At 42.4% G+C, this 26,012-nt stretch carries 22 protein-coding genes and 2 tRNA genes; 10 read left to right on the forward strand and 14 right to left on the reverse strand.

Translation table 11 applies throughout. The annotated features are described in order from the left end of the window. Nucleotides 1–10: 10 nt before the first annotated feature. From M3P07_RS00050 to M3P07_RS00065, 4 genes are all read right to left on the reverse strand, one after another. Nucleotides 11–736 carry a LytR/AlgR family response regulator transcription factor gene (locus tag M3P07_RS00050; RefSeq protein ID WP_249967855.1) on the reverse strand — a complete coding sequence of 242 codons (726 nt, stop codon included), beginning with the start codon at nucleotides 734–736 and terminating at the stop codon, nucleotides 11–13. A gap of 11 nt (nucleotides 737–747) precedes the next feature. Further along, nucleotides 748–1,710, reverse strand: a complete 963-nt coding sequence (locus tag M3P07_RS00055) for a sensor histidine kinase (RefSeq protein ID WP_249967856.1) — start codon at nucleotides 1,708–1,710, stop codon at nucleotides 748–750. Between the two features lie 127 nt (nucleotides 1,711–1,837). Then, nucleotides 1,838–2,167 carry a DUF4907 domain-containing protein gene (locus M3P07_RS00060; RefSeq protein WP_249967857.1) on the reverse strand — a complete coding sequence of 110 codons (330 nt, stop codon included), beginning with the start codon at nucleotides 2,165–2,167 and terminating at the stop codon, nucleotides 1,838–1,840. 86 nt (nucleotides 2,168–2,253) lie between these two features. Next, on the reverse strand, nucleotides 2,254–3,249 hold the full coding sequence (locus M3P07_RS00065) for a Kelch repeat-containing protein (RefSeq protein ID WP_249967858.1): 996 nt from the start codon (nucleotides 3,247–3,249) through the stop codon (nucleotides 2,254–2,256). A gap of 224 nt (nucleotides 3,250–3,473) precedes the next feature. Between M3P07_RS00065 and M3P07_RS00070 the strand changes: the two genes are divergently transcribed. From M3P07_RS00070 to M3P07_RS00095, 6 genes are all read left to right on the forward strand, one after another. After that, nucleotides 3,474–4,805, forward strand: a complete 1,332-nt coding sequence (locus M3P07_RS00070; RefSeq protein WP_249967859.1) for a DUF4270 family protein — start codon at nucleotides 3,474–3,476, stop codon at nucleotides 4,803–4,805. Nucleotides 4,806–4,866: 61 nt separating this feature from the next. Next, nucleotides 4,867–6,039 carry a BamG family beta-barrel-assembly machinery protein gene (locus M3P07_RS00075; RefSeq protein ID WP_249967860.1) on the forward strand — a complete coding sequence of 391 codons (1,173 nt, stop codon included), beginning with the start codon at nucleotides 4,867–4,869 and terminating at the stop codon, nucleotides 6,037–6,039. A gap of 118 nt (nucleotides 6,040–6,157) precedes the next feature. Continuing rightward, nucleotides 6,158–6,235: transfer RNA gene (locus tag M3P07_RS00080), tRNA-Val, on the forward strand. A gap of 235 nt (nucleotides 6,236–6,470) precedes the next feature. Then, nucleotides 6,471–7,247 carry a LytR/AlgR family response regulator transcription factor gene (locus M3P07_RS00085; protein ID WP_249967861.1) on the forward strand — a complete coding sequence of 259 codons (777 nt, stop codon included), beginning with the start codon at nucleotides 6,471–6,473 and terminating at the stop codon, nucleotides 7,245–7,247. A 130-nt stretch (nucleotides 7,248–7,377) separates the two neighbouring features. Continuing rightward, entirely contained in the window at nucleotides 7,378–7,806 is a 429-nt protein-coding gene (locus tag M3P07_RS00090) for a nuclear transport factor 2 family protein (protein ID WP_249967862.1), read from the forward strand. 138 nt (nucleotides 7,807–7,944) lie between these two features. Continuing rightward, nucleotides 7,945–8,937 carry a sensor histidine kinase gene (locus M3P07_RS00095; RefSeq protein WP_249967863.1) on the forward strand — a complete coding sequence of 331 codons (993 nt, stop codon included), beginning with the start codon at nucleotides 7,945–7,947 and terminating at the stop codon, nucleotides 8,935–8,937. An 80-nt stretch (nucleotides 8,938–9,017) separates the two neighbouring features. Here the strand turns inward: M3P07_RS00095 and M3P07_RS00100 are convergent, their stop codons facing one another. From M3P07_RS00100 to M3P07_RS00135, 8 genes are all read right to left on the reverse strand, one after another. Continuing rightward, nucleotides 9,018–10,100, reverse strand: coding sequence for an amidohydrolase family protein (locus M3P07_RS00100; protein ID WP_249967864.1), 1,083 nt, complete (start codon nucleotides 10,098–10,100; stop codon nucleotides 9,018–9,020). Nucleotides 10,101–10,303: 203 nt separating this feature from the next. Continuing rightward, nucleotides 10,304–10,378, reverse strand: a tRNA-Val gene (locus M3P07_RS00105). Nucleotides 10,379–10,433: 55 nt separating this feature from the next. Continuing rightward, entirely contained in the window at nucleotides 10,434–10,844 is a 411-nt protein-coding gene (locus tag M3P07_RS00110) for a 6-carboxytetrahydropterin synthase (protein WP_249967865.1), read from the reverse strand. A 97-nt stretch (nucleotides 10,845–10,941) separates the two neighbouring features. Next, nucleotides 10,942–11,802, reverse strand: coding sequence for a hypothetical protein (locus tag M3P07_RS00115; RefSeq protein ID WP_249967866.1), 861 nt, complete (start codon nucleotides 11,800–11,802; stop codon nucleotides 10,942–10,944). A gap of 29 nt (nucleotides 11,803–11,831) precedes the next feature. After that, entirely contained in the window at nucleotides 11,832–13,565 is a 1,734-nt protein-coding gene (locus tag M3P07_RS00120; RefSeq protein ID WP_249967867.1) for a SusD/RagB family nutrient-binding outer membrane lipoprotein, read from the reverse strand. Nucleotides 13,566–13,577: 12 nt separating this feature from the next. Further along, nucleotides 13,578–16,832: a SusC/RagA family TonB-linked outer membrane protein gene (locus tag M3P07_RS00125; protein ID WP_249967868.1), complete on the reverse strand. Its 3,255-nt coding sequence runs from the start codon at nucleotides 16,830–16,832 to the stop codon at nucleotides 13,578–13,580. 421 nt (nucleotides 16,833–17,253) lie between these two features. Further along, complete coding sequence (locus M3P07_RS00130; protein WP_249967869.1) at nucleotides 17,254–17,712, reverse strand: helix-turn-helix domain-containing protein; 459 nt, start codon at nucleotides 17,710–17,712, stop codon at nucleotides 17,254–17,256. 240 nt (nucleotides 17,713–17,952) lie between these two features. Then, nucleotides 17,953–18,978, reverse strand: coding sequence for a LacI family DNA-binding transcriptional regulator (locus M3P07_RS00135; RefSeq protein ID WP_249967870.1), 1,026 nt, complete (start codon nucleotides 18,976–18,978; stop codon nucleotides 17,953–17,955). Nucleotides 18,979–19,124: 146 nt separating this feature from the next. Here M3P07_RS00135 and M3P07_RS00140 point away from each other — a divergent pair, with 146 nt between their 5' ends. Both M3P07_RS00140 and M3P07_RS00145 read left to right on the forward strand, forming a co-directional pair. Then, the gene (locus tag M3P07_RS00140) at nucleotides 19,125–20,165 is read left to right on the forward strand and encodes a sugar kinase (protein ID WP_249967871.1); all 1,041 of its coding nucleotides are present in this window, start codon (nucleotides 19,125–19,127) and stop codon (nucleotides 20,163–20,165) included. A gap of 10 nt (nucleotides 20,166–20,175) precedes the next feature. Beyond that, the gene (locus M3P07_RS00145; RefSeq protein ID WP_249967872.1) at nucleotides 20,176–20,847 is read left to right on the forward strand and encodes a bifunctional 4-hydroxy-2-oxoglutarate aldolase/2-dehydro-3-deoxy-phosphogluconate aldolase; all 672 of its coding nucleotides are present in this window, start codon (nucleotides 20,176–20,178) and stop codon (nucleotides 20,845–20,847) included. Between the two features lie 9 nt (nucleotides 20,848–20,856). Here the strand turns inward: M3P07_RS00145 and M3P07_RS00150 are convergent, their stop codons facing one another. Both M3P07_RS00150 and gldJ read right to left on the reverse strand, forming a co-directional pair. Next, nucleotides 20,857–22,131: a UDP-N-acetylmuramoyl-tripeptide--D-alanyl-D-alanine ligase gene (locus tag M3P07_RS00150; protein WP_249967873.1), complete on the reverse strand. Its 1,275-nt coding sequence runs from the start codon at nucleotides 22,129–22,131 to the stop codon at nucleotides 20,857–20,859. 61 nt (nucleotides 22,132–22,192) lie between these two features. Beyond that, nucleotides 22,193–23,851 (reverse strand): gliding motility lipoprotein GldJ, encoded by a 1,659-nt coding sequence (gene gldJ / locus M3P07_RS00155; RefSeq protein WP_249967874.1) that lies wholly within the window; start codon nucleotides 23,849–23,851, stop codon nucleotides 22,193–22,195. Nucleotides 23,852–24,243: 392 nt separating this feature from the next. Here gldJ and porV point away from each other — a divergent pair, with 392 nt between their 5' ends. Together porV and cdd are read left to right on the forward strand one after the other, a co-directional pair. Further along, nucleotides 24,244–25,389, forward strand: coding sequence for a type IX secretion system outer membrane channel protein PorV (porV, locus tag M3P07_RS00160; protein WP_249967875.1), 1,146 nt, complete (start codon nucleotides 24,244–24,246; stop codon nucleotides 25,387–25,389). A 77-nt stretch (nucleotides 25,390–25,466) separates the two neighbouring features. Further along, a complete protein-coding gene (cdd, locus tag M3P07_RS00165) occupies nucleotides 25,467–25,958 on the forward strand; it encodes a cytidine deaminase (RefSeq protein ID WP_249967876.1) in 492 nt (163 codons plus the stop codon). Nucleotides 25,959–26,012 lie beyond the last annotated feature (54 nt).

Below are 26,012 nucleotides of genomic sequence, written 5' to 3' on the forward strand. Positions count from 1 at the left end.
GTTGCATGTATCAAAGGCCTAGCATGGCAAAAAAGCTGGCTTTATAACTTTCTCCTATTGGAATCCGTATATCGTTGATCACAATTCTGTTCCGTTGCACCGTTTTTATACAGGTCACATTGACTACGAAGGACTTATGAACCCTGAGGAACTGGTTAGATGGTAATTTGTCCAACATCTCTTTAAAACTCATGAGTGTAAGTATGGCTTTGTTGGAGCCTGTAATATGGACCTTCAGATAATCCTTTAGGCCTTGGATATATTCAATCTCATTAAGGTCAATTTTGATGCTTTCATATTCTGCTTTCACAAAAATGTACTTCTGTGATTCGTTGGTGTCACCGTAAGACGGAAACACGTTACTGCTGACCGGTTTTTTCTTGTAGGTTAAAATTTCCTTGGCTCTGGACACCGCCTTGATAAATCGATTGTAGGGAATTGGCTTGACCAAATAGTCCACCGCATTTAAATTGAATCCTTCAACCGCGTATTGAGAGTATGCCGTGGTAAAAATGAACATGGGTTTATTGTCCAAGGATTTGATAAAATCGATTCCACTGATTTGGGGCATATCAATATCGCAGAATATGAGGTCGATTTTCTCTTCCTGAATGGTTGAAATGGCCTCTAGGGGATTAGTGAAAGTCCTCTTCAATTCAATAAAATCCATCTTTTGGCAATAATCGGCCAAAACATCTATTGCCAAAGGTTCATCATCAATAATAATGCAAGTCATATCCTTCATGTTTATAGATAAAGATTTAAGGTTACACGATAGGTTCCACCGTCATTATGTACTTCCAGTTTATGGGATTCTGGATACAAAAGGTTTAATCGATTCTTTATGTTCTGTAATCCCACACCAGAACTTTTCTTTTGTTTCCGGTATGTCCCTATTCTATTTTCAACCCTAAAATATATTGACCCATTTTCTATGAAAAGGTTTATTTCCACATGTGTTTTTCCCTCGTAATCTGTCCCGTACTTGAATGCATTTTCGATGAAGGATATAAAAAGAAGCGGAGGAATTACCTTGTTTCTGTCTTCACCGGATATTTTCAATTTAACATTGACGCTGTCCGATAAGCGCAACCTTTGAAGCTGTACATAGTTTTTGATGTATTCCAGTTCTTTCCGGAGGGGGACTAGATCCTTGTCCGCCTCATACAACATATACCGCATTAATTCCGAGAGGTTGATGATAGCCTCTGAAGTGTCTTTGGAACTTTTGGCCGACAGTGAGTAAATGGCGTTCAAAGAGTTGAATAGAAAATGAGGGTTCAACTGCGTTTTTAAAAATTGGAGTTCAGAACTTGTTTTTTCGCTTTCCACTTTTTTCCTTAAATCTTCATTTTTACCCCATTCTATGTACACCCGTAGCAAGGCACTAACAAAAAAAGGAGTGCTCAATACAAGCATTATGAAAATTTGATTGAAAAAGGGATTGTCCCTATATCGGTAAAACCTGCCAGGAGGAAAGTCGGACAACTTTGGAGGAGCTGTGGTAATTTCCGGAATACTGGCAGGGCTACTTATATATTTAGGCGGTCTTGGAGGATAACATAGATTGATGGCAAGACCAACAGCGCTTATTAGCAAAAAGCAAATAAGAACATAGGCCAATGTTGTTCTTTTGAGAAGGATTTTCGGGACCAAAAAGAAATAGTTGACATAAAACAGCACCATTATTGCCATTAGCCGAACAGGCATACCCCGGGGAACTCTTCGGTATTCGAAAATGTACGGGAACAAAAAAAGCACCGAAATAGACGCCCATAAGAAAAAATGGATAAGGAATTGGTTGATATGTTTCCTTTGAATGGACACCTGAAATAAACTACTGTTTCAACGTAAATATGTTTAGCTTGCTGAGTTCTTCCTTGCTCACCTCTGGATTTGATCGATTTTTAAGCTTGGATGCTACCAAAACCGCTATCTTCTTTGCATCTCTATGCGATTGAAAAGGGATCTCCCCGTTTATGGCGGGAATAAACTCTTGTTTTACCAACAGCTTTTCCCCTGCCCAGATTAAATAGCCGTAACCTTCCTGGACCTTAACAACCTCAGGTCGCAATTGTGCACTGTTCCCATCCGGGAAATTGAATAGAGCGTTATATGTGCAAAAAACGATTATCGAAAGTAGTGGAATTCTCAAAAACTTGGCCATAACTGTTAAAATTGCCGTAAATAAGGGCCAGATGACAAGACCTGGCCCCACTCATTCAAAACCTAAAAATCACTCAGTATGAAAAATTAATCTTCCTCATCGTATTCTTCAAAGGGGAAAAACTCATCCAGATCATCCAAATAGAGACTTCCCGTACGCCCAAGTCCTACAAATGCCCTTGATCCATTGGTAAACGCAATGGCATCCTGACGGGAAGAACCCTCAAAATTGGTTTTGGCCTCCCAGGTATCCGAAGAAGGGTCATATTCCCAGACCGAAGTTGTGGGGCCATTGATTTCACCACAGGCCACATAGCCATATCCGTTGATGGAAAAGCCCACCGCGTTACCTCTTTCAATGCTATAGTCATCTTCCTCATCCAAATCGGTTTTTTTGGTCCAGGTCTCATTGGAAGGGTCAAAAACCCAAAAATCATCGAGGTAGATACCATTGGATACGCCCGTTCCAAGGTACACCAATCCATCAATGGTAAAAGTTGTGGCAGATCTTCTTTTATTGCCACCAAAGCCGACCAATTCGGACCAAGTATCTGAAGAGGGATCGTATTTCCAGAAATCCTTTTTGTCGTTCTCCCCGTCGTATCCTGTTCCAAAGTAGCCATAACCATTGACGGAAAAGGCCACCGCACTTCTTCTTTTTGTTTCTGTAATGGGGGCAATGGGAGACCAAGAATTACTGCTAGGGTCATACGCATAGAAATCGTTAAGTTCATCAACACCATCATAACCGGACCCAATATAGCCTGTGCCATTGATTTGAAAACCAACTGCTGCGTTTCTTGCTGCACCTGGGAAATCAGCCTTTTGCGACCAAAAATCCCCTTCCAAATCGTAGGCCCAAAAAGAGTTTAAATAATCGTCCCCGTCATAACCTACTCCCATATAACCAATGTTATTGATCGTGAAGCCCGAAATACCACTCCTAGGGCTTCCATCAAAAATGGATCGGTTTATCCAATTGCCCAAATCTTCGTCATCCTCATCGTTGGAGCAGCCCACAAGAAGAGCTGTTGAAATAACTAGTAAGGATGCAAGCTTGGAGTACTGTATTGCTTTTCTCATGCCAAACATTTTAATTTTTTGCCAAAGGTAATTTTCCGACCTCGTGTCCAGATAGGGAATATATAAAGCTGACTTTTTAACATATGAAACGGGAAATTCCCTCTACGAACAGGAAAAATAGCTTCGTAGGGAAATACAGGGCATTTGTCTTAAAAGAAGTAGTGTTGGTCTATCCGCATTTTAGAGCGCAACCGAGGCTGCTACTTTTACCGCAAATGAAAATTATGAAAAAAGTAATGTGGCTGTTATGTCCACTTCTGGTGGGATTCCTTTCCTGCAACGATGAAAATCTAAACGAAACTGATTTTTTGGCTGGGGAGGCATTTACAGATAGTAATGTTAGAGTGGTGCTTATAGATACCCTTACTGTGGATATGTCCACCATGAAGATGGATAGCGTCGTGACCAGTCAGGCGACACGAATGTTGGTAGGCCAGTACAGTGATCCCGTTTTTGGAACCGTAAGGGCCGCAAGCCATATGGGATTGATTCCTTCGGGATATGCTATTGATGTGGAAGCCGAATATGATAGCATTGCCCTCCATCTGAACTTTAATGGCTATTACTATAATGATACTACCATTACCAATACCGTTCAAGTTAAAAGAGTGCTCAAAACTTTACGGCCTGCAGAAGGTGAAAATTTTTACAATACAACAAAGGTTGAATATTTCGATGAGGATTTGGGAGTATTTACGTATGACCCAAGACCAGTGGAGGCGGACACTCTTGAGGTTAGACTGGATGATGCTTTTGGGGAAGACATTTTTGGGAAATTACAAGATAATCTTATCACCAATGCAGATGAGTTTGTTGATTATTTCAAGGGAATTGCCCTGCTCCCTGGATTGAACGACGATGGTTCAATTGTTGGTTTTTCCAAGGAAATTGGAGCAAGTTTTATTCGTATCCATTTTGGAATCTCCGAAGAGGATGAAAGAATTTTGGATCATGTTGATCTTCAACTCAACCTGAATGAAACCCCGGTTCCATTTTTCAATCAGATTAGTGCGGAGATTCTGATTGACCCACTGCTGACGCTTACAGATCAGGAGATTAACCTCAGTAGTCATGATGCTGCCGGGCAAAGTTTTATCCAATCAGGATTGGGGATTGCCACCAAGGTGGAATTTCCATCCATAAAAAGCATTTATGAGATAAAAGGCCAGGGAACAATTATGGATGCCATTTTAAAAATCAAACCAGTAGCCGGGTCTTATAATGATGAATTGATGCTCCGGGATGGTTTTTCAATTTTTATTGTAGATCGCAATAATGATGTGACTGCCCAATTGGTGATCGATGAGGTTTTTCCGGTCACTGGAGTGCTCAATCGGGACAATGAGGAGTTTAATGATATCTATTACGAAATATCCTTGGTGAATTATTTGGAAGAACTTTTGTTGTCTGAATATGAAACCGGGGAGGCAATTATTTTGCTTCCGGATGACTTTGGTTCCACCGTAGATCGTTTTGTCCTTAATGGGGCGGGAACAGCAGACCATAATGCAAAACTTGAACTTACCTATGCCATATATGATGATGAGGACAATTAAGTTTTCGATTAGGTCGTTTTTCCTAATCTCAGTAGGTTTTTTAAAGGCCCAATCCGAAGGATTGACTAGTTCTCCATATTCACTTTATGGATTGGGAGCGATAAATCAGACCAGTATAGGTGCAGCTAACAGTATGGGGTATTCTGGGATTGGCCTTAGGACGGATTCCGGGATCAACAACCTAAACCCGGCAACCTATTCCTTGATACCGCAAAACTCCTTCTTTTATGATGTTGGGGTGGTAGGAGAGTTCAATTCCTTTAAAAATCAATCCGAAAGTGAATCCAAAACTACCCTAAACTTTTCCAATTTGGCATTTGCTTTTAGAATTGAAGAGCGTTTTGGATTAGGGATTGCCCTGATTCCCTATAGCGATGTGGGCTATTCGCTGTTGGGAATCCAAACCAACATTGAAGGATCCAGTGAAGTGTTTGAAAGTAATGTAACCGGTTTAGGTGGGTTGAATGATCTTCGTGTGAATATAGGGTATGGTCCAACGGAAAAATTGAGGTTGGGTTTTAGCGCATCCCTCCTGTTTGGAAATATAGAGGAAAACGAATTTCTTCAAGTGGGCAGTGGGAGTTTGGAAATCACCGAAACTACCAATTATAGCGGTTTCCGATTTGGTTTTGGTGCCCAATGGGACTTAACCGATAAAGTCACGATTGGAAGCACGGCCCAACTACCCGTTTCCCTAAAAGGGAATCTAGTTCGATCTGCTAATAAAACAATTCTGGATTCGGAAATTGTTATAGCGGAAGATGAAGGAAGTAGTGTTGATGATTTTAAAATTCCACTGGAGTTAGGGTTTGGACTTGGCGTCCAATTAACTGATTACCTGACCATGAGTGCTGATTACAAAAAGAATTTTTGGAACGATACCAATCAGACTGAAAACATAGGGACATATCAAGATCAGGACATTTATGCCTTAGGGTTAGAGTACCTAAAGAATCCTTTGGGAAGGAAATACGGTGATCGAATCAGGTTGCGGACTGGAATAAATTGTGACAATGGATATTTAGCCATCAATAATCGGAAAATTGAAGGTTATAATTTTACCCTAGGTGTGGGACTGCCAACGGGTAGATTTGCCAATTCCCTTTTAAATTTGTCCTATAGTTATGGTTCGAAAGGGCAAATTGAGAACGTTTTGGTTCAAGAAAACTACCATGTTTTGACGCTTAACTTTAGCTTGGAAGACCTTTGGTTCAAAAAACGAAAGATTAACTAAGACCATGACGAAAAGTAAATTTAGTGACCGTCGCTTCTAAGCATATCTTTTTTGTTTTATTTCTTTTGGGAGAACAGAAAACTATTCTATATTTGCACTCCCATTTGGAAATCGTAATGGGCGCGTAGCTCAGTTGGTTCAGAGCACCTGGTTTACACCCAGGGGGTCAGGGGTTCGAATCCCTTCGCGCCCACCACAATAGATAAAACCTCAGCAATTATGTTGAGGTTTTTTGTTTTCCGATAATGATCATGAATTATTGGGATTATTTCATGAGGTCGAAGTAGGTCGGTTCCCGGGCATCTCGATGTTCATTGGGATGGTGGCCGACCCTAATCCAGTAGTGTCTACAAGATAAAATCTTCAATTTGTTGGAGGTTTTTCATATAAGGTAATAACTTTAGTACCCACATGCGAAAAGGACGTTGGAGATGAAATATAAGGTGCTTATTGTTGATGATGAGTTGGAGGCCTTGAACAGGCTAAGACTCCATGTAGATAAATTTTCATCTTTGGAATTCATAGGTGCTTGTCAAAATGGCAATCAGGCTCTTGGTCAAATCAAAGTTACCAATCCAGATATTGTTTTAATTGACATAGAGATGCCAGGAATGAATGGCGTTGAAGTCCTACAAAATTGTATTGAACCATTTCCCTATTTTATCTTCGTTACGGCTTATAGCCAATATGCCATTGAAGCATTCGAGCAAAATGCCATTGATTACATATTAAAACCTTATTCCAGCGAACGAATTGAGTCAGCTCTTAAAAAGGCCATTGATAGATTGGAGAAGGATTATTTAATAAAGATTACCGATAATTTAAAGAACTTATTATATGCATTATCCAATAAGACTAAAGCAGTTGAGAAAGAAGAATTTATAAAACGAATTGCCGTAAAATCGATAGGTAAAACTGCATTCATTAACGTTGATGACATCATTGCCATTGAGGCAGCGGATCAATACGTGGAAATAGAAACCATAAATAAGAAGTATACGGTTAGGGAATCCATGGATCAATTGGATAACTCATTAGATCCCAACGTGTTTTTTCGCGTTCATAGGTCTTTCATAGTTAATAACCACCATGTTTTGGGTATGGAGAATTATGATAAAAATATTAGCATGGTGGTCTTACGAAATCACAGGAAAATCAAAATTTCCAATAGTAGAAAACCCGATTTTAAAAAATGGATGGGCCTTTAAGGGTTCCAGTTCGTATTTCCCATTCCATTTTACCCATTCTACAACCCAGTTTCCACATTTCGCAACATGGGTCTTTTTCATATCTGTACCCCATACTAATTTGGTCTAAAATCAATAAATATCAAAAATTATGGTTGTAAAATATGTGATAAGGGTGTGCATGCTATTGATACTTTCTATGGGAGCTATCAATGCTCAAGATTCAAAAAACGACATCAAAAAAGTCGCTGCCCAGTTCGTGAAGGGTGCAGATGAACAGAATCCTGAACTCGTTAAGGATGTCCTCGAAGAAAATTCAAATCAGTATGTTCTTATCGGTGGAAAGTTCAGTACTATATCTGCTTCCCAATACATTAAAATGTTGGAGGAGAAAAAACTTGGAGGTGAACCAAGGAAAATAACCTATAAGCATGCGGAATATTTAGGAGAAAATTTGGCTGTGGTTGTTTTAAACGCGGCTAGCCCGAAATACGACTTTTTATATCAGATATCCATGGCTAGGTCTAATAGTGGAAAATGGGAAATAGTCGGAATAACTACAGAAGTAAATGAAGTGTAGTTTGTCCGTATAAAGAGACATGGCGTAGTGAAAGTACTTTTGTAACTTACAAAGATGTTCTGGTTTATAAAAAAAAAGTACATCTACATTTATTCAATTTGGGTACTTGCGGCTTTATTCACTAGTACCCAATTGTATTTGAAAACTTTGGACTCTGGAACTGGGGAAGGGTGGTTTAAATTGTTCGGAATCCAACTATTGGTATGGAGTGTTTGGGCTGGACTAAGTCCGATAATATTTTGGTTAGGCAGGCGGTACCGAATTGACAAACAAACTTACTATAGTGGCGTGACCCTTCACTTTTTTTCAGCAATTTTTCTGGTCATAGTGTATTTGGCCATTTATGCATTGCTTTGGAATTTCTTGGGATTGGGCTCTGTTAGTTGGGAAACTTTCCAACAGTATTTCAAGGTATTCTTTCTTAATCTATTTCACTGGCACTTTTTTATTTATATGGCAATAATTGGAATTGCTCATGCCATTGATTATCGGAAGGAGGCAGAAGTAAGAAGGGAAAAAGCAGATAAATTGGAAAAACAACTTTTAAAAAGCGAACTGAATACCCTAAGAGCTCAATTATCTCCTCATTTTTTGTTCAATACGATAAACAACGTTGTTGGAACTATTGAACAGGGTAAAAACAGGGTCGCAATTGGTACTTTAATACGGTTGGGTAATTTTCTTCGAATTACCTTGGAGGAATCGCAACATAATCTAATTCCTTTAAAAAAGGAACTTCAATATTTGAAGGATTATCTTGAAATTGAAAAATTTAGAAACGTTGAATTGGATATCCTTATTCACCAGTCTTCTGAACTTTCCGAGTGCTTGGTGCCCAACTTTATTTTACAACCGTTGGTTGAAAATGCTATTAAACATGGGATTTCGCAAAAAAAGGAGGCAAAGCGCATCGAAATTGGAATGGAAAATATTGGATCTAATTTTAAATTGTGGGTCTATAATGAAGGGCCTTCACTAAAAGAATTTGGTAAAGAAAGAATCGGTATTGGGATTTCCAGTACCATTTCTAGGTTGCAAATTGCATATGAAGACCAGGCGAAATTTAATCTAATAAACGTGCACAATGGGGTTATTTCAGAACTTCTACTGCCAATGAGATATTCGACTTAATAGGAGCTTTTGTTTTAAATATTGCATCGGCTATTGGGAAAATGAAATAGGCGGCCGTCTCATACTGTCCTTTCTTGTACTTATTTATGTGATTTGTCAATAATTTTTTTCGCATTTTCATGATACAACTTCTTTAGTGTTTCTTCACTTAACCCTAAGCCATGGAGTGGCCAGTGATAAGAAAAAAGCCTTTTTTCATAAAAGTGCTCATCTTCAGTTTCAAGAATCCTAAATGTTGTCTCGTATACAAGGGGAGCGAGGCCCATGTCGGTTCCGTATACCAGTTTATCTCGGTTTTTTTCAAAGAAAGCCTTTGTATGTCTGGGTATAGGTGCAGTTTCGGCATATCTGGCCGAAATGTCCGCGTATAGGTTGTCATACTTTTGGAGCAAATTGTCAAGAATGCCGAGATCATGGCTACAGTTGGCAAAATGACAGGCCACAAAGGTTGTATTTGGATTGGCCTTTACGGCATTTTCCAAAGTATTTATTAGGTCTTGATGATGTAATAATCCCTTTTTGGAAACATCAATTTGCCATTTGGCCGAGTTCATAAGTCCATCATTGTACCTATCGTTGGGTTCGTACATCCAGTAGGGTTCTGCGACATGGACATTGATGGGCATTCCCAATTCCCCGCATTTTTCAATCAGAGGCTTCATACGGGGGTCGTCAATGTGCATTCCGTAGGCGGGCGTAGGCTTTGAATAAAACAGCCCTTCGCCTTTATCGCCCAATTCACCTACACCTTTGGCACCCGCTTTATAGCAACGTTCCAATTCCTTAACGGCTTTTTCACTCCAACCTTCTTCGTTATATCCGGTGTAGTCAAATCCACACCAGACTTCAAAACGATTGCCATACTTTGCGTACATATTGTGTATGCTATCAAATTTTTTGCCCGTTTGCATGGTGAGAATTATGGTTTTTTCAATACCATATTTATCCATGGTTTGCATCCACTCACGAAGCTCTTCCTCAGAGCGTGCGTAGGCATGTGCGTGCATGTCTATTGCGGGAAACTTGGCTTTTTCAATCTTGGTAATGGGAATATTATAGATTGATTTTGGATCGTGGTTTTTGAGCCGAAGGGTATCTTCTTGGCCCATAGTTGCCGTGGTCATAAGAATAACCAAGGACAGAACGGTTACTTTTCTATACATGTTGGATGGCTTTGGTGGTTTATTTGCTCCTTGGGAAACTCCCATAAGTTACAACAAAAACCGCATGGTTGTAAACCCATTGCGACAAGGAGGGGAATCAACAAATTAGGTGCTTACGAATATCTGTAGGGGAGAGAATATGTAGCTATCGAATAAAACAAAATCACCTGCTTTTTAGCAGGTGATTAATCTTTGAGTTTTAGTGGAGTGTATTGGATTCGAACCAACGACCCCCGCCCTGTCAAGGCGGTGCTCTAAACCAACTGAGCTAACACTCCAGTTTTTATGGAAACAAACCTGTTCCCAAAAAAGTGCTGCAATATCGTAAAATTGTTACCAATCTCCATACTCTGCCGAATTCTTTTGGGTTTCGTGCAGGGTTATGTGCAGTAATTGACCCGTTTTTAGCTTTGGTTTTAAGATATCGTAAATTACCTTGACAAAATATTCCGTAGTGGGCAGTCCATGATTGAATTCCGGACAGTCTTCATTCAGGTTTTTGTGATCAAAGCGCTCCTCAATCTCTTCCTGAATCAAGGCGCCAAGCACTGCCAAATCCATTACAAAACCGGTTTCCGGGTCTACTTCCCCCCTAATTCTTACCTCAAGGTCAAAATTATGTCCATGATAACTTGGGCTATTGCACTTTCCAAATACCTCGATGTTTTTTTCATCGCTCCAGTTGGGATTGTGCAGCCTGTGGGCAGCATTAAAATGGGCTTTTCTACAAATTGTGGCAATCATACTGCAAAGCAAGCAAAAAGATGTGATAAGACCCAGTTTTAACCATAAAAAAAGAGCTGCATATCGCAGCTCCTTTTACTATTCAGAAATATAACTATCACGAACAAATATTGAGAACAATTTCACCTGGTGTTGGCCCAGGTCCCCCAGCAGCGGCTGTCTCGCCTGATGGGGCCAAAAGTTCAAATACATGTTCTTCCTCAAAGGCTCCAGGAGTATAGGCAAATACCAGTTCTGTGGTTCCATCTGGGACGGAAATGGTAAATGCCGCCGCACTTCCGGCAGCAATGGTATATTGGGTATCGGTCCCGTCAATAGTAACCGTTATAAAGGCACCGTCCCATCCATCACCATATAAATCAGTTAGGTTCAATTGGTAATCTCCGGTAACCGGTGTTACGGGTATACAGTTTATCCCTGCCGAATAGGCAAAGGGTGACGAAAAGAAAGATCCATTGGCCACAGTACCTGCAGCTCTATTGGTAAAAACCCTTCCATCGGTGAGTTGCGCTTCCAACCTAAAGCTAATTGCATCTCCACCGTCCACAATTCCAGCATCAGTTCCTGTTCCTGTAAGTGCCTCACTAAGGGTTACCACCAAATCGGCCCTTGGAAAGCCAAAAGGACCTTCGGTGAAAGTGGAAGCTGATATGGTGGATACCAAGGCCTCATCAGAAGATAGGTCATTGTCGTCTTCAACCGTATTGTCAACAAATTGGGCGTAAACCCGAACTTCTGACAAAAGCCCGCCATTCTCTTCGTCCTGTGCTTCCAGGGTTACCCCGAAAGTTGATGAAGGGTCCAAAAGGTTGTAAGTAGTACTCAAGTTGGCCACGGTCCTAAGGACAAGACCTCGTTCCACGGTCTTCTGAACTTGATCAACAATTTTTTCCTCGGTACAGGACACTGCGGAAACAAACCCTATAGCGAGCAATATATATGTGCTTAATTTTCTCATGATTCTTGTTTTATAAGACATTGCTGTTATTAATTTGATGCTGGGAACGTAGGTCCCGCAGGGTTGTTATCCCAAAATACCTGAACTGCAAGGTTGGTCTTCTGGGTGATATTTGAGTTCGAGGTCACCGCTTGGTTCGGATAGAACATGGACCTGGGGAAACTTCCGGGATCCGGCTCCCTATTGGGTTGCAAGGTCGTTGGGAAGCCTGTTCTTCTATAGAAATTGTATGTTTCTATTCCATTTCCATAATGGGCCACAAAATAGTTTTCGGCCAAAATGTTCCATTGATCATCGCCTGATGCCGCTCCAAAATCTGACCCCACGCCGCTGATAAAATCTGAAATATCAGTCGCTGTGGGCTCAAAGGAGAGGTCTGCGTTTGGATCTACGGACACGGCCGCAGTAGCTTTCGCAATCTGCTTGGTCATCCCGGCCTCCAAGAAGGTTTGGGCAGATGCTGCATCTCCTTGGACCAAGGCCATCTCAGCTCTCCAGAAATCGACCATATAGGCGTTTAGGATACCTGTGATTCCCAATCCACCACCTCCATTAGAGAGTGGGTCCGTAGGCTGGGCCACGGGACTAAAACTGTTGTCGTCAAATCTTCCTCCGGCTGGATATACCCCCCAAGTTGTCCGTACCGGTCCATCTGGAGGCGTACCTTCATCATCTCCATGGTCTCTTCCCCAATATCCGTTGGGAAGATTACAGAATGTAAACCCTCCTGTGGTATAATGTATTGGCGGGGTCTGTAGCGAACATCTTAAGGTTTGTTCGTCCGGGTCTGCTTCTTGGCCGGGAACTTCGTTGGTCTGTCTGTAGAAGTAGTACCGCATTCTTGGGTCGTTGTTCACCATCATTTGATTCATCAACCAGTTTGAAGAATAATCCCCTGGACCATTGGAAACATAGTTGAGCCCATATCTAGGGTGTCTATTGTCCGGTTGAGCGGCACTGGTTCCGGGCCATTGAAAATCAAGGTCGTCCGCAGTATCCGTAATATAATTACCAGAATTTACTATCGCGTTGAACGCGGCAGCGGCTCCTGGGTCCACCAATCTGGTTTGCAGATACAACTTCATTTTAAGAGTGTTCGCAGCCCTTACCCATTTGGTGTAATCGTTATTGTAATAAAGCTCAACTGCTGGATTGGCCGATGTGGTATTGGTGAAATTCACTATGGCTTGATCCAATAGGGCAATAGCGGCTTCATAAACGGATTGACCGCTGTCCAGTTTTGCATTCACAATTGCTGGTGCCTGTACTGCTTCGGTGTAGGGAATATCTCCAAAGAAATCCACTAGGGAAGAGATGATATAAGCTTCAATAAATTGCGCAATTCCCAAATGTCTGGTCAAGCCAGCTTCCTCTGCCAAGGGAGTCATCAACCTAATATCAAAGAGCACTCCGCGATAGGCGTTGTCCCATTCGTCATCAACATCACTATCTTGATAGGTACTTTCATAATCCCTACTCTGCATCGCTTGCAAACGGGTAAGTTCCATACCCAATGGGGATAAACCATCCCCGAATTGGAAACCACCGGTCACAAAATTGTCGTTGGGGTCACCGGCGACATCACCATCCAGATGTCTGGCAAAATCTTCTTCAATAGAAGTAATGAAGAAATCTGGAGAGGCTTGTCCCGGAGTTAGAAAGTTAGGGTCGTTGGTCCCTTCCAATTCTGTAACCTCGCAAGAGGTCAAGGCAAAGAATCCTGTTAAGAGACCTAGTATAATATGATTGTTTCTTATTTTCATTTTTCTTTTTTTTTAGAAGGTTGCTTTAACACTGAATCCATATCTTCTTGAGCTCGGTCCGTTCAGGAATTCAAAACCAAATCCGTTGCCCACTCCGGTACCAGAGGTGTTGGGGTCAAAATTTGCCCCGTTAGGCGTGTTGATGGCATCATACCAAAGATTGAATCCGGATACCGTAAAGGATAAGCCTCCAAAAGGTGTGTTTTCCAGATACTTCTTGGGGAGGGAATAACCTAGTGTAACCTCCTGTAAGCGCAATACTGTGGCGTCAAACACCTGTAATTCGGAAATATTCCCCAGAATATTGTTGAAATAATAGTCCGAGTTGTTGATCTGAACATCGTTTACACGACCATCGCTCTGTTGAACGCCGGGCAGTACAAAGGTGTTCTCACGATCTATGGTTTCCACGATCAAACCTCTACCCAGAAGTGTGGAAATGGTACTCGACCAGATATCCCCACCTTGGGTCCAATTGAATTGGAATCCAAGACTGAAATTCTTATACGAAAAGGTATTGTTGATGTTGGCCACAAAATCGGGATTGGGATCTCCAATAACACCATCCTGTGAGTCCTGAACGTAATCCCCAATGGCGTTTACCACAAAGTTTCCGGCATCATCCCTTAGAATTCGGGTTCCATAGATGACCCCCAGGGGTTGTCCTTCGATTGCAGCATTACCCAAGTTTCCGAATCCAGAATACACAATTAAATCCGTTTCCTGGCCTAGATCGGTAACCTCGGTCTCATTGGCAGTAAAGTTGATGTTGGTGGCCCAATTAAAGCCGCCTTCTTCTTGAGGTCTGAAAAAATTAAGACCCAAATCCACTTCAACTCCCTGTCCTTTGATTTCACCCACATTGGTATTTGTTCTAAAATAACCGGATGAGGGATCCAAGGGTTGTTGCACGATCAAATCGGTGGTAGTCCGCTCATAAATGGATGCGTCCAGCGTAATTCTGCCGTCCCACCATCTAGATTCCACACCTATTTCAATTTCATCTACCCGCTCTGGTTTAAGGTCTGGGTTACCCAAAGTCAAAGGACTTGTGTTGGTAACGATATTGGTCCCGGTTGGATCTTGGTGATCTTGGGTGTCCAAAATAAGCCTGTTCGCTACCGGGTAGTTATCCGAATTGGCATCCGGGAATCCGGCAGAGGTCCCGTATCCCGCCCTAATTTTCAAATAGTTTAGGATATTCTCACTTTTCAACCCTTCAATGGCGGTTGTGGGCACGAACGAAAGACTCGCACTGGGATAGAACAAGGAACGATTGGCAGTAGATAGGTTGGATACCCAATCATTTCTACCTGCCACCGTCAAGTATACATAGCTATCATAATCGAACTCCACCTGCCCATAGAAACCAACCAAGTTTCTGTGCGAAGTCTGCTGGATTTCATTTTGGTTCAAGAAATTGAAATGTCTCAGTACTCCAAACACCTGTTGTGCGTCACTGGCAATACCATTTTGGTTGAACAATTCCCTTCGGCCATTTACCCCAATGTTGAAAGTAGTTCCTATTCGTTCGGTGATATCGTAATCCCCGTTTAGAGCCAGGTTGTGATCCCAAATGGTATTGGTATTGTTCCAAGTCTCATATATACCACTGGCCAATCGCGGTTGTGGTACGTTTCCGTTGATTCCTCCTTTATTCTGATAGTTGAGGTTGTTTTCGCTATACACATCCAGACCAACCCTGTAAATTAGATTAAGGTTGTCATTGAATTCATATTGGATTCCCATGTTCCCAAAAACTCTGTTGGTCTCTTGCTCTGTACCGGCATTGTTAACTGTCCACAAAGGGTGTTGGATATCGTTACCGTTTCGGTAGTAGATACTTCTACCGTCAATGGGGCTTTGGAATGGTAGTCCCACCACATCAATACTCCGTGGCGTAAAGAAAAGGTCACCAAATACAGAAGACCCAGAACCTGTGGCCCCATTTCCTTGACTCAATGCAATTGGCGGGGAGATAAATTTGGTTCTTGAATAATTCAAGGTTCCTGAAATAGTGAACTTGTTGCTAAGAACCGCTCGCCCACCAACGCCAAAATTGTTTCGGTTTAGGCTGTTACCAGGGGTAAACCCGATATCTTTCAAATGTCCGTAATTGGCATTGTATGATATTTTTCCGTCTTCGGAGGCCCCACTTGCATTAACGGACAAGTTGGTCACCGTTCCTGTTTTAAAGAAAGCCCCGAAACTGTCGTAGGGTTTCCATTCGTATCTGGCATTGGCAAACTCTGGAAACGCTTGTTGCCCAGCCGCCGAAATGGAGTAGGGGTGTGGCAAGGTTCCTTGTGCATCGAAGGCGGAGCTATTGCCCCATCCGGAAATTCCATCCCTATCAAAACTTGGTCCCCAGTTACTAAAGAACCATCCAAAGGATTGGTCAAAACCGTTTCCATACTGATTTTGATATTCTGGAGTGGAAGCAATCTCATTAAAGAAGATGGAAGAATTAACGGTTATTTCCGTTTTCTTCGCTCCTTGCCCGGCAGATCCCGCTTTGGTGGTGATAAGGATTACCCCATTCCTACCTAAGGATCCATAAAGGGTTGAAGCGGCAAGACCTTTTAATACGTTGACACTTTCAATGCTGTTGGGGTCCAGATCCAAGAATCTACTGGAACCGTTGTTTCCGTTTATGAAATCCTGTCGAGATCCTTGTCTACCTGAGGCATTGGTGTCTCCATTAAATGGAACGCCATCAACAATAAACAAAGGTTGGTTACTCTGACTAAAGGAGTTGTACCCCCGAATGATAATGTTGGTTCCTGATCCAGAAAGTCCACTCTGTTGGGTAATGTTCACTCCGGAAGCTTTTCCTATGAGAACCCTACCCAAATCACCTTCGGCCTTTTCTTCCAGTTGATCGGAACTTACTTCAGCAACGGCATATCCCAAGGCTTGTTTTTCCCTTTTAATACCCAATGCTGTCACAACAACTTCCTCCAGTGCCTGGGCATCTTCTTCCATTTGAAGGTCAATAACGTTTTGGGCACCAATAAGGCGCCGGGCTGTTTTTTGCCCCAAATAGGTGTAGACCAAGGTCTGCCCTTCACTGGCCGTGATGGTGTAGTTACCATCAAAATCGGATTGGGTCCCCGTGGTAGTACCATCCACCACAATGTTGACCCCAGGGAGCGGGACTCCGGTTTGGTCAATAATTGTACCTGTAATTGTTTTTTCTTGGGATTGAACAGTACTCACGCACAAAAACATGAACACAAGTGTCCCAAATAGCTGTTTTACTTTCATAGAGTTAGCAGTTTTGTTAGAAAATAATGAGTCAGTGCAACTGAGAAAGGCAGGCGGGAGAAGTGGTATTGATAGCTAATTCAAATAATACTCCCTAACACGAAAACAAAACTTAATGGAAAGTTTTTATTAGAAGGTAGTAAGGCCTCTCACCGCCTTACCTTTACAATTGCAATGACAAAACAATTGTATTGGCATATAGTAGGAGTACTTCTAAAACGGGACGAACAACAAATTTGAGTTTGCCCAAGCAAACGAACCCTATTTAACAAATGATTATGATTGCAGAAGTTCATTATAGGTTTGTTAACAAGGAAGTTAGAGCGTTACCTCTGCAATTCACTGCTAGCATGGTGTGGAATAAAAAACCAGACAATTTGTGGAAATAGGGAAGAAACTTTATTGAGCCCAGAAAATTTGACTAGGAGGCCAAGCTTGCGGTACGGGTAAGTGCCCTAAAATCATTGGGACTAACTCCCGTTTCCTTTTTAAAGGCGGAGTAAAAACTGGTTTTGCTGTTGAAGCCAACTTCGTACATCACCGCTTTTACACTTAGAAAAGCCTGATTGTGCAAAAGGTCTTTCGCCTCGGCTATACGATATTGATTAATCAGGGAATAAAAGTTTTTGGAAAGATATTCATTGAGCACCTGGGAAACCTTATACCTGTCTTTATTGATGTGCGAGGAAAGTGCGTTGAGGCTGATGGCACTGTCCTTATAGATTTTATCGTTTTCAAAGGCAAGCTTGATCAACTCCCGGATTTCCGTAGCCTCTTGCAAGGTTAGACCAGATTTGATATACTTGGCCGCAACCCCTTGCCCTATTGGCTCGGATCTAGAATGCTTGGAGGACAATAAACCCCAAATAAACTTTCTCATGGCGACCTTTAATTTAACTTAATTCCAACCTTAAGTTCCCACTTATCCCATTTTTGGAAGGTTTTTCCGATAAGGATTTACGTAAACTATTGTCGGGGGAATTTACCTGAACTCTTGAAAAGCCTATAATTCCTATAGGAAATTCAAATTTTGTTAAAATGAAAATTGATACCCTGCCTTACTTTAGAGGAAAGAGTTACTTGGAAATATGACGCTAGTTGCAGGAATGTTGGGTATAAATCAATTATCCAACAGGTTCTCTTTGGTAAAAATCTCCAATGCCATCAATTGTTTGGCTTCAACTTTGGTGTTGGCTATAAGTTTGTCGTAGAACGCCTGAAGTGCCAATGAACCCTGTTTGCCCGGGTTTTGGTCAATGATAAAATCCAAAGTTCCTTCCCGCAAGGCTTTCCGGTTTTCATTGATCAAGTCAAAACCAAGAGTACGAAGTTGTACATTCATAGTTTTCAATTGTTCAACCAACTGATGAGCTCTTGAGTTGGGAATAAAAATGCATGGAGAAGTTGTGGTTTCCAGGTTTTTTAGCTCATCTAAAAACTCATAGAACCCATTGGACAAATCAACCTCAATGACGCGATTAACCCCTGAATTATTCGTCTTATAGAAATCCTTAAACCCCTCGATGCGTTCCTCGATGGTCTTGTTCAAGCTATCAAAGTCGAAAAACCTTGCGATGTAGGCTCTTTGTCCATCATGAATTCCATAATTAAGCAGTCTTGCTGCCAAGTACCCGGCCTGATAGGAATTCTGACCAATGAATGCAATGGGTGTCGCTTTATCAAGATCGGAGTCCACAAAAACATATGGGACTTCAATTTTGTCCAATTGCTGGGTCAATGTAAGTACACGATTTTCAATCAAGGGCGCCAATATTACCCCATCTGGTTCTGATTTGAGCAGATGCTCTACCTGTTGCTGAAAAGAGGTTTCGCTATGTCGGTCGAAGGTGAAAAAATCTGGATGGATTCCCAAGGAAGCATAACGCTCGGCAGTTTCGTTGATGGCGTGGTTCAGAATACGCCAATATTCGTTGTCCTTGGGCAGAAGAATGCCAATGCGATACAACTTGTTCAATTTAAGACTCCGTGCGTACACATTGGTGGTATACTTGCCTTCCTTGGCAATTTTAAGCACCAATTCCTTGGTTTTGGAAGCCACTTCCCCACGATTGTGCAAAACACGGTCAACAGTGCCTATTGATACCCCGGCTTTCTTGGCAATCTCCTTGATAGTTATACGTTTCATCCTGCAAAAAGTAAAAAAATCCTTTTGGATTAGACTGCAATATACTATTTTTGAACTGTACCGTGTAGGTACACGAAATGAAATTTCCTGGGATAGACCCTATTTTTTTGTGCTATTCCGTGTACGTTAACGAATTGACAGCAATTATGAAAAAAGTAGTGACATTTGGGGAAATCATGCTTCGGTTGGCTCCCCCGGGATTTTTAAGATTTTCCCAAGCATCCTCTTTTGATGTGATTTATGGAGGCGGGGAGTCCAATGTGGCCGTCTCATTGGCCAACTATGGCATTCCCGTAGATTTTGTAACCCGATTGCCCAAAAACGATATTGGAGATTGCGCACTCATGGAATTGCGTAAGAGAGGCGTAAATACCCAGAATATAATTTATGGTGGTGATCGATTGGGAATCTACTTTTTGGAGACAGGAGCGGTAAGTAGGGGAAGTAAGGTGATTTATGATAGGGCCAATTCGGCCATGTCCCAGATTGCCCCAGGAATGGTGGATTGGAAAGAGGTTTTCAAGGAGGCACAATGGTTCCATTGGACCGGGATTACCCCCGCCATCTCCCAAGGTGCGGCCGATGCATGTTTGGAGGCGGTAAAAGTGGCCAGTGAAATGGGAATCACCATTTCCACAGACCTTAATTATCGGGCCAAATTATGGAATTATGGAGGTGATCGAGAAGCCATCATGACCGAGCTTACCTCCTATTGCGATGTTATCCTTGGGAACGAAGAGGATGCCGAAATGCATTTTGGTATCAAACCCGAAGGAATCAGTGTGCAAACCGAAGGGCATAATGTTAAAGCAGAGGCATTTTTGTCCGTTTGTCAGCAAATGATGGAGAAATTTCCAAAGGCGCAGAAAGTAATAACAACCCTAAGAGGTTCCATATCGGCCTCCCACAACACTTGGGCGGGTGTACTTTACGATGGTAAGCAGATGCTGGAGACACGCCAATATCAAATTACACATATCGTGGACCGCGTAGGGGGTGGCGATTCGTTTATGGGTGGCCTAATTTATGGGTTACTGACATATCCTGGTGACGATCAAAATGCATTGGACTTTGCGGTGGCGGCTTCCTGTTTAAAGCACACGATCAAAGGGGATGCCAATTTGGTCTCCGTGGCAGAAGTAGAAAAACTAATGGGTGGCGATGCCTCAGGACGGGTAGCCCGATAAACAACATAAAATGGCAAGATTCACGAGAATAGAGGTTGCTCAACAAATGAAGGAAACAGGAATGGTTCCTGTGTTCTATCACGCAGATATTGAAGTTTGCAAAAAGATAATAAAGGCCTGTTACGATGGAGGGGCAAGGGTTTTTGAATTTACCAATAGGGGGGATTTTGCCCATGAGGTTTTTGTGGCCCTAGTGAAATATGCCGCTGTGGAAACCCCAGAAATGATTTTGGGTATCGGTTCTGTGGTGGATGCTGGTACCACCTCTTTGTATATCCAATCTGGAGCCAATTTCGTGGTATCCCCAATATTGAACCCTGAAATGGCCAAGGTGTGTAACCGCAGAAAAATTGCTTGGTCCCCGGGTTGTGGTTCCTTAACGGAAATCTCTTATGCCGAGGAATTGGGAGCAGAGGTGGTCAAGATTTTCCCGGGTTCGCAGGTGGGGGGTCCATCTTTTGTAAAGGCCGTTAAAGGCCCATCGCCTTGGTCCAGTATTATGCCCACGGGAGGCGTGGAACCCACAAGGGAAAACTTAGGTGCCTGGTTTGGTGCAGGTGTCCATTGTGTGGGAATGGGATCAAAACTATTTGTCAAGAATGCCGCTGGCGAGTTCGACTATACCGCTCTCAAGACCAAGGTTGAAGTAACTTTAAAACTTATTAAGGAGTTGAGGGGTTAGCGAAGTGTCTTATAGCAATTCCAACACCCTTTCCAATGCCATTCCTCGGGAACCTTTAATTAATAGGCTGCCTTTTTGCGGGGGATTTTCGGAAAGATGCATCTTCAAGGCTTCAAAATCCTTGCATTGGAGAAACGGGGTCTGTGCCCCAAAGAAGTTACTGCCAACGAGCACCACATGCTCAAAACCCATTTCTTGGGCTAGGTCTGCTATCTGCTGATGTTCTTGGTCGGCGTCGGTGCCCAACTCAAACATATCCCCTAAAATCAAGGTTTTGGAGGTAGCTTCCATGCTGCTGAAATTCTCCAGGGCAGCTTGCATGCTTGTAGGATTGGCATTATAGGCATCCAATATGATTTTGTATCCCCCTTGCTCAATTATTTGGGACCTGTTGTTTTTGGGTTGATATGCCTCCAGGGCTTCTTTAATGTCGGAGGGGGACACATTGAAGTATTTGCCCATGGTGATTGCAGCACAACAGTTGGTGAAATTGTATTTACCGACCAATTGGGTTGCTACCCGGGTTCCTTCAAATTCCAAAACCACAAAGGGATTGGCTTCCAAAAACTTAATGTTGAAATATTGGGGATTATCTATGCTGAACCCATACTTTTTAATATGCGCTCCCAGTTTTTCAACCTGTACCGGGTCATCGGCGTTCATAAATACCGACTTTTTTCCAGTAATCAAATGCGTATAGAGTTCACTTTTGCCTTTGATCACGCCTTCTGTGCCGCCAAACCCTTCCAAATGGGCTTTTCCAAAATTGGTGATATACCCAAAATCGGGTTCGGCAATTTTGCTGAGCATGGCAATTTCTCCTTGATGGTTAGCACCCATTTCCACAATTGCGATTTCAGTTTCCTTTGTAATGGTCAACAAGGTAAGGGGAACACCAATGTGGTTATTTAGGTTGCCTTTTGTGGCTATAGTGTTGTATTTTTTGGAAAGCACGCAGTTGATAAGCTCCTTGGTTGTGGTTTTGCCATTGCTTCCTGTTAAGGCGATTACTTTCGCCTTGCTAAGTTTTCTATGATGGCGGGCCAAATCCTGTAAAGTGGTTAGCACATCGGTTACTACAATACACTGTTCGGAAACTTTGTGTTCCTCCTCATCAATGATCACATAGGCAGCACCTTTTTGTAAGGCTTCGGAAGTAAAGGTGTTTCCATTGAAATTTGGGCCCTTTAGGGCGAAGAAAAGACAGTTGTGGGTAATTTTTCTAGTGTCGGTACAAATGACAGGGTGTTCTTGAAAAAGTAGATGAAGCTGTTCCAATTTCATGAATCGAAGATAAAAAAAGCCCCGATTATTATCGGGGCTTGTATCGTATTAAGTTTAGCTATTATCTAGCTTTCTTATGCCTAACTGTTTTGTTCTTTGATTTGGACTTGGATCCGACTCTGGACATTGCACATCTAAATCCGATATCGTCTGTTGCCATGTATTGTGGCATGTACCTACGTTGTGCGGGATCCAGCCAGAAGGCACGATCTCTCCAAGACCCTCCTTTGTACACCCGAACCTCGTCGTTGATCAAGGAAGTCCTATAGTTGGATGTGTCGTACTGTCGGATAAGTTTACCGGTGGAATCACGCTCTACCTTGTGCTTGGGTGAGTCGTACATTTTCCTGTTATCGGCCTCATCGCTAAATCTTTCAAAAAATCTTGAAGAACCTGGGTCGCCATCGCGATATCCTCGGTTATCACTGGAATCAAAATTCGTTCTTAAATACGTTTCTTCTTCGGTTACCGGAACCATTTCAATTTCACCGGGCAGGTTAATGGCTACGATTTTTCCATTCGGAAGCGTATCGTATTTGATTTCATCTCTTAGGACTTTCACTTTACCATCATCGCCAATGGCTTTTTTGAGGAAGATGTTTCCTCGGTAGTAGTTAAAGTCACTGATTTCATCATCAACAATAGGACGATAAACATCGGCTACCCATTCGGATACATTTCCGGCCATATCGTACAATCCGAAATCGTTGGGTTTGTATGATTTTACTTCCGCGGTGATGTCTGCACCATCGTCAGACCAACCTGCGATACCACCGTAATCCCCTTTGGCTTGTTTAAAATTGGCCAGCTGATCTCCGCGACCTACACGTTGTCCATTTCTGGTATAGTCACCTTCCCATGGATATTTTTTTCTACCTCTATAGTTATTGTACTCTCTTGAACCAATAAGCGCTTGCGCTGCGTACTCCCATTCCGTCTCGGTCGGAAGTCGGTACTCTGGCATAATGATACCACTACTACGCTTTGCAAATACGCTAATGGAATCTCGCTTTTGCTTTCCTTGCAAAGAATCGATTTGTCCACCATAAACAGATTCAGGATTATTCAAGTAAGCCTCAGTGCTGAAGGTACCTCCAATTTCTCCATTAAGTACCTGGTATTTTGCATCTTGTGCCAAGTAGCCCTCTCTTTCAAGCATGGCCTCGTTTACCCTATCGGTTCTCCATTCGGCATATTGAGAAGCCTGAACCCAATTCACACCAACTACAGGGTACTCCGCATATGCTGGGTGTCTTAGATAGTTGTTGGTCATGGTCTCGTTGGAGCCCAATCGGTTTCTCCAAACCAAGGTATCCGGCAACGCACCGTTATAAATGTTTCTATATTTTGGATTTTCAGGTGGGTAAACCGCTTTCAAGTAATCCAAATATTCCAGATACATCACGTTGGTAACTTCCGTCTCATCCATATAGAAGGATTGCACGTGCTGCTGGGTTGGCGTATTGTTCCAATCGTGCATAATGTCGTCCTGCACTTTCCCCTTGGTAAAGGTTCCTCCTTCAATAAACACAGTACCCGGAGGGGTTTCTTGCTCTTTAAAGTCCGAATTGTATTGAAATCCACCTTCTTTGGCGTTGATCTTCCATCCCGTGGCTCTGGAGATGTTCTTTGAAGAAGAGGATGAGGAATTTTTACAACTGGTAAAACTTCCTACTATGACAGCACTGGAAAGTACAACTTTGATAAGATGTTTTTTCATAATTTGGGCTTGAGTACTTTAAAATAAGGGCTTTGACGCCTTATGCTACTTTAACTTGATTTTGATTTTTAAATCCTTCAATGGCATTAAAACGATGTTTTTGCCATAATATTTTGTGCTTGCAAAATAATTGTGACAATCATTCAACGGCATTTATTATAATCTAAACGTCAATGGCCTTAAATTAGTATGGAACCCATCGGTTTTAACGGTTTTGGACCTTCGTTGGCTCATGCTTGACTTACCTTTGTCGGGTTTCCTTTAAGAATTCGTTAAAAAAACGCGGGGTTAATATAAGAATTTGAGGAAATGCTCGTTTACATGTAATACGTCCAATGATATTTTATGGCATACATTGGGCCTCAATGTTTACTAAACGCTAAAAACAAAAAATGAAAAAGTTACTATTACTGGTAGTGCTTCTTACCCTTGCCCCAAGGATCCATGCACAGCAAGAAAGAGTAATTACAACTGCAGTACCCTTTTTAACCATTGCTTCCGATGCCCGTGCATCGGGGATGGGGGATATGGGTGTTGCAACCTCCTTCGATGCGTATTCCCAACAATGGAACCCCGCAAAATTTGCCTTTGCCACCCAGAAAATGGGAATTGGCGCGAGCTATACCCCGTATTTGGAAAGTATTGTTAACGATGTATCCCTGTTGAACGCAAGTTTTTTCAACAAGGTGAACGATCGTAGTGCCTTTGCTTTTAGCATCAGGTATTTTGGGTTGGGTGAAATTGAACTCAGACAAACCATAGATGAGGACCCTACCTTGGTTAAGCCCAATGAATTTGCAATTGATGGATCGTATTCATTGAAACTAAGCCAGACCTTTTCCATGGCGGTGGCCGGAAGGTTTATCAGTTCCAACTTAAGATTTCAGGATGGCGCACAGGATTCACAAGCTGCCAATTCCTTTGCTGTGGATGTCGCGGGATTTTTCCGTTCAAGGGAAATTGCCTATGATAACTTTGACGGTCGTTGGAGGGCAGGTTTCAATATTTCAAACCTAGGAGGTAAAATCCAATATGATGAAGGAGGCCAGCAAAACTTTTTGCCGACCAACTTAAAGTTCGGTGCCGGTTTTGATTTCATTTTTGATCAAGATAACGTGCTTGGACTACATACCGAGTTCAACAAGCTTTTGGTTCCCACACCTCGTGACTTCACAGGAGATGGACAAATCACCGCGGAGGATAACAACGAATACCAACAGATCAGCTTTTTGAGCGGGGTGTTCGAATCACTTGGTGATGCCCCTGACGGTTTCAGTGAAGAGTTAAAGGAGGTGACCTGGGCCTTGGGTGCAGAATACAAATATATGGAGGCCTTTATGCTTCGTGCTGGATACTTTAATGAAAGTGAGCTCAAGGGTGCAAGACAGTTCTTTACCTTGGGAGCTGGTTTCAAGTTCAAGGCAGCCCAAATAGATCTATCTTATTTGTTTTCTACCGCACAGGTGAGAAATCCGTTGGAGAACACTTTACGCTTCTCCCTAACCTTTAATCTAGGGGAGGAGTTTTTGAACGATTAGTAAAATTGCTCATGAAAATATTGGAAAGCCTGTCCTTGGACAGGTTTTCTTATTTTTGATATATACCTACATTCAGGATGAAGAAACAACAAATAGGGTTTGAACTTTCCATTTACGAAAACCCGGAGGAGCTGCCACAAAAAGAACAGAAATTGTTACAAGCCGCCGAGGATGCACGCGAAAACGCCTATGCGCCATACTCCAGTTTTAAAGTGGGCGCTGCCATCTTGTTGGAAAACGGGGAAACCGTAATAGGGAACAACCAGGAAAACGCTTCCTACCCATCCGGACTTTGTGCGGAACGGGTTGCTGTATTTCAGGCCGGGGCAAGGTATCCTGGAGTGCCCATTGTGGCCATTGCAATCAGTGCCACTTCCAAAGATTATGTGGTGGATGAACCAGCGGCACCCTGTGGCAATTGTAGGCAATCCATTATCGAATATGAACAACGTCAAAACAAGCCCATTGCCCTACTGCTTCGGGGAGAGATTGGGGCGGTCTATAAATGCACTTCCATCGGGGACATTTTGCCCTTAGCTTTCAGCAGTTCATTTTTGACCGATTCTTAATCCAAATCTTTTCACAAAACAGATATATATGTATTTTTGCTGTTCTCCAAGACC

It is taken from the genome of Flagellimonas myxillae, assembly GCF_023502235.1.
GTDB classification, from domain to species: Bacteria; Bacteroidota; Bacteroidia; order Flavobacteriales; family Flavobacteriaceae; genus Flagellimonas; species Flagellimonas myxillae.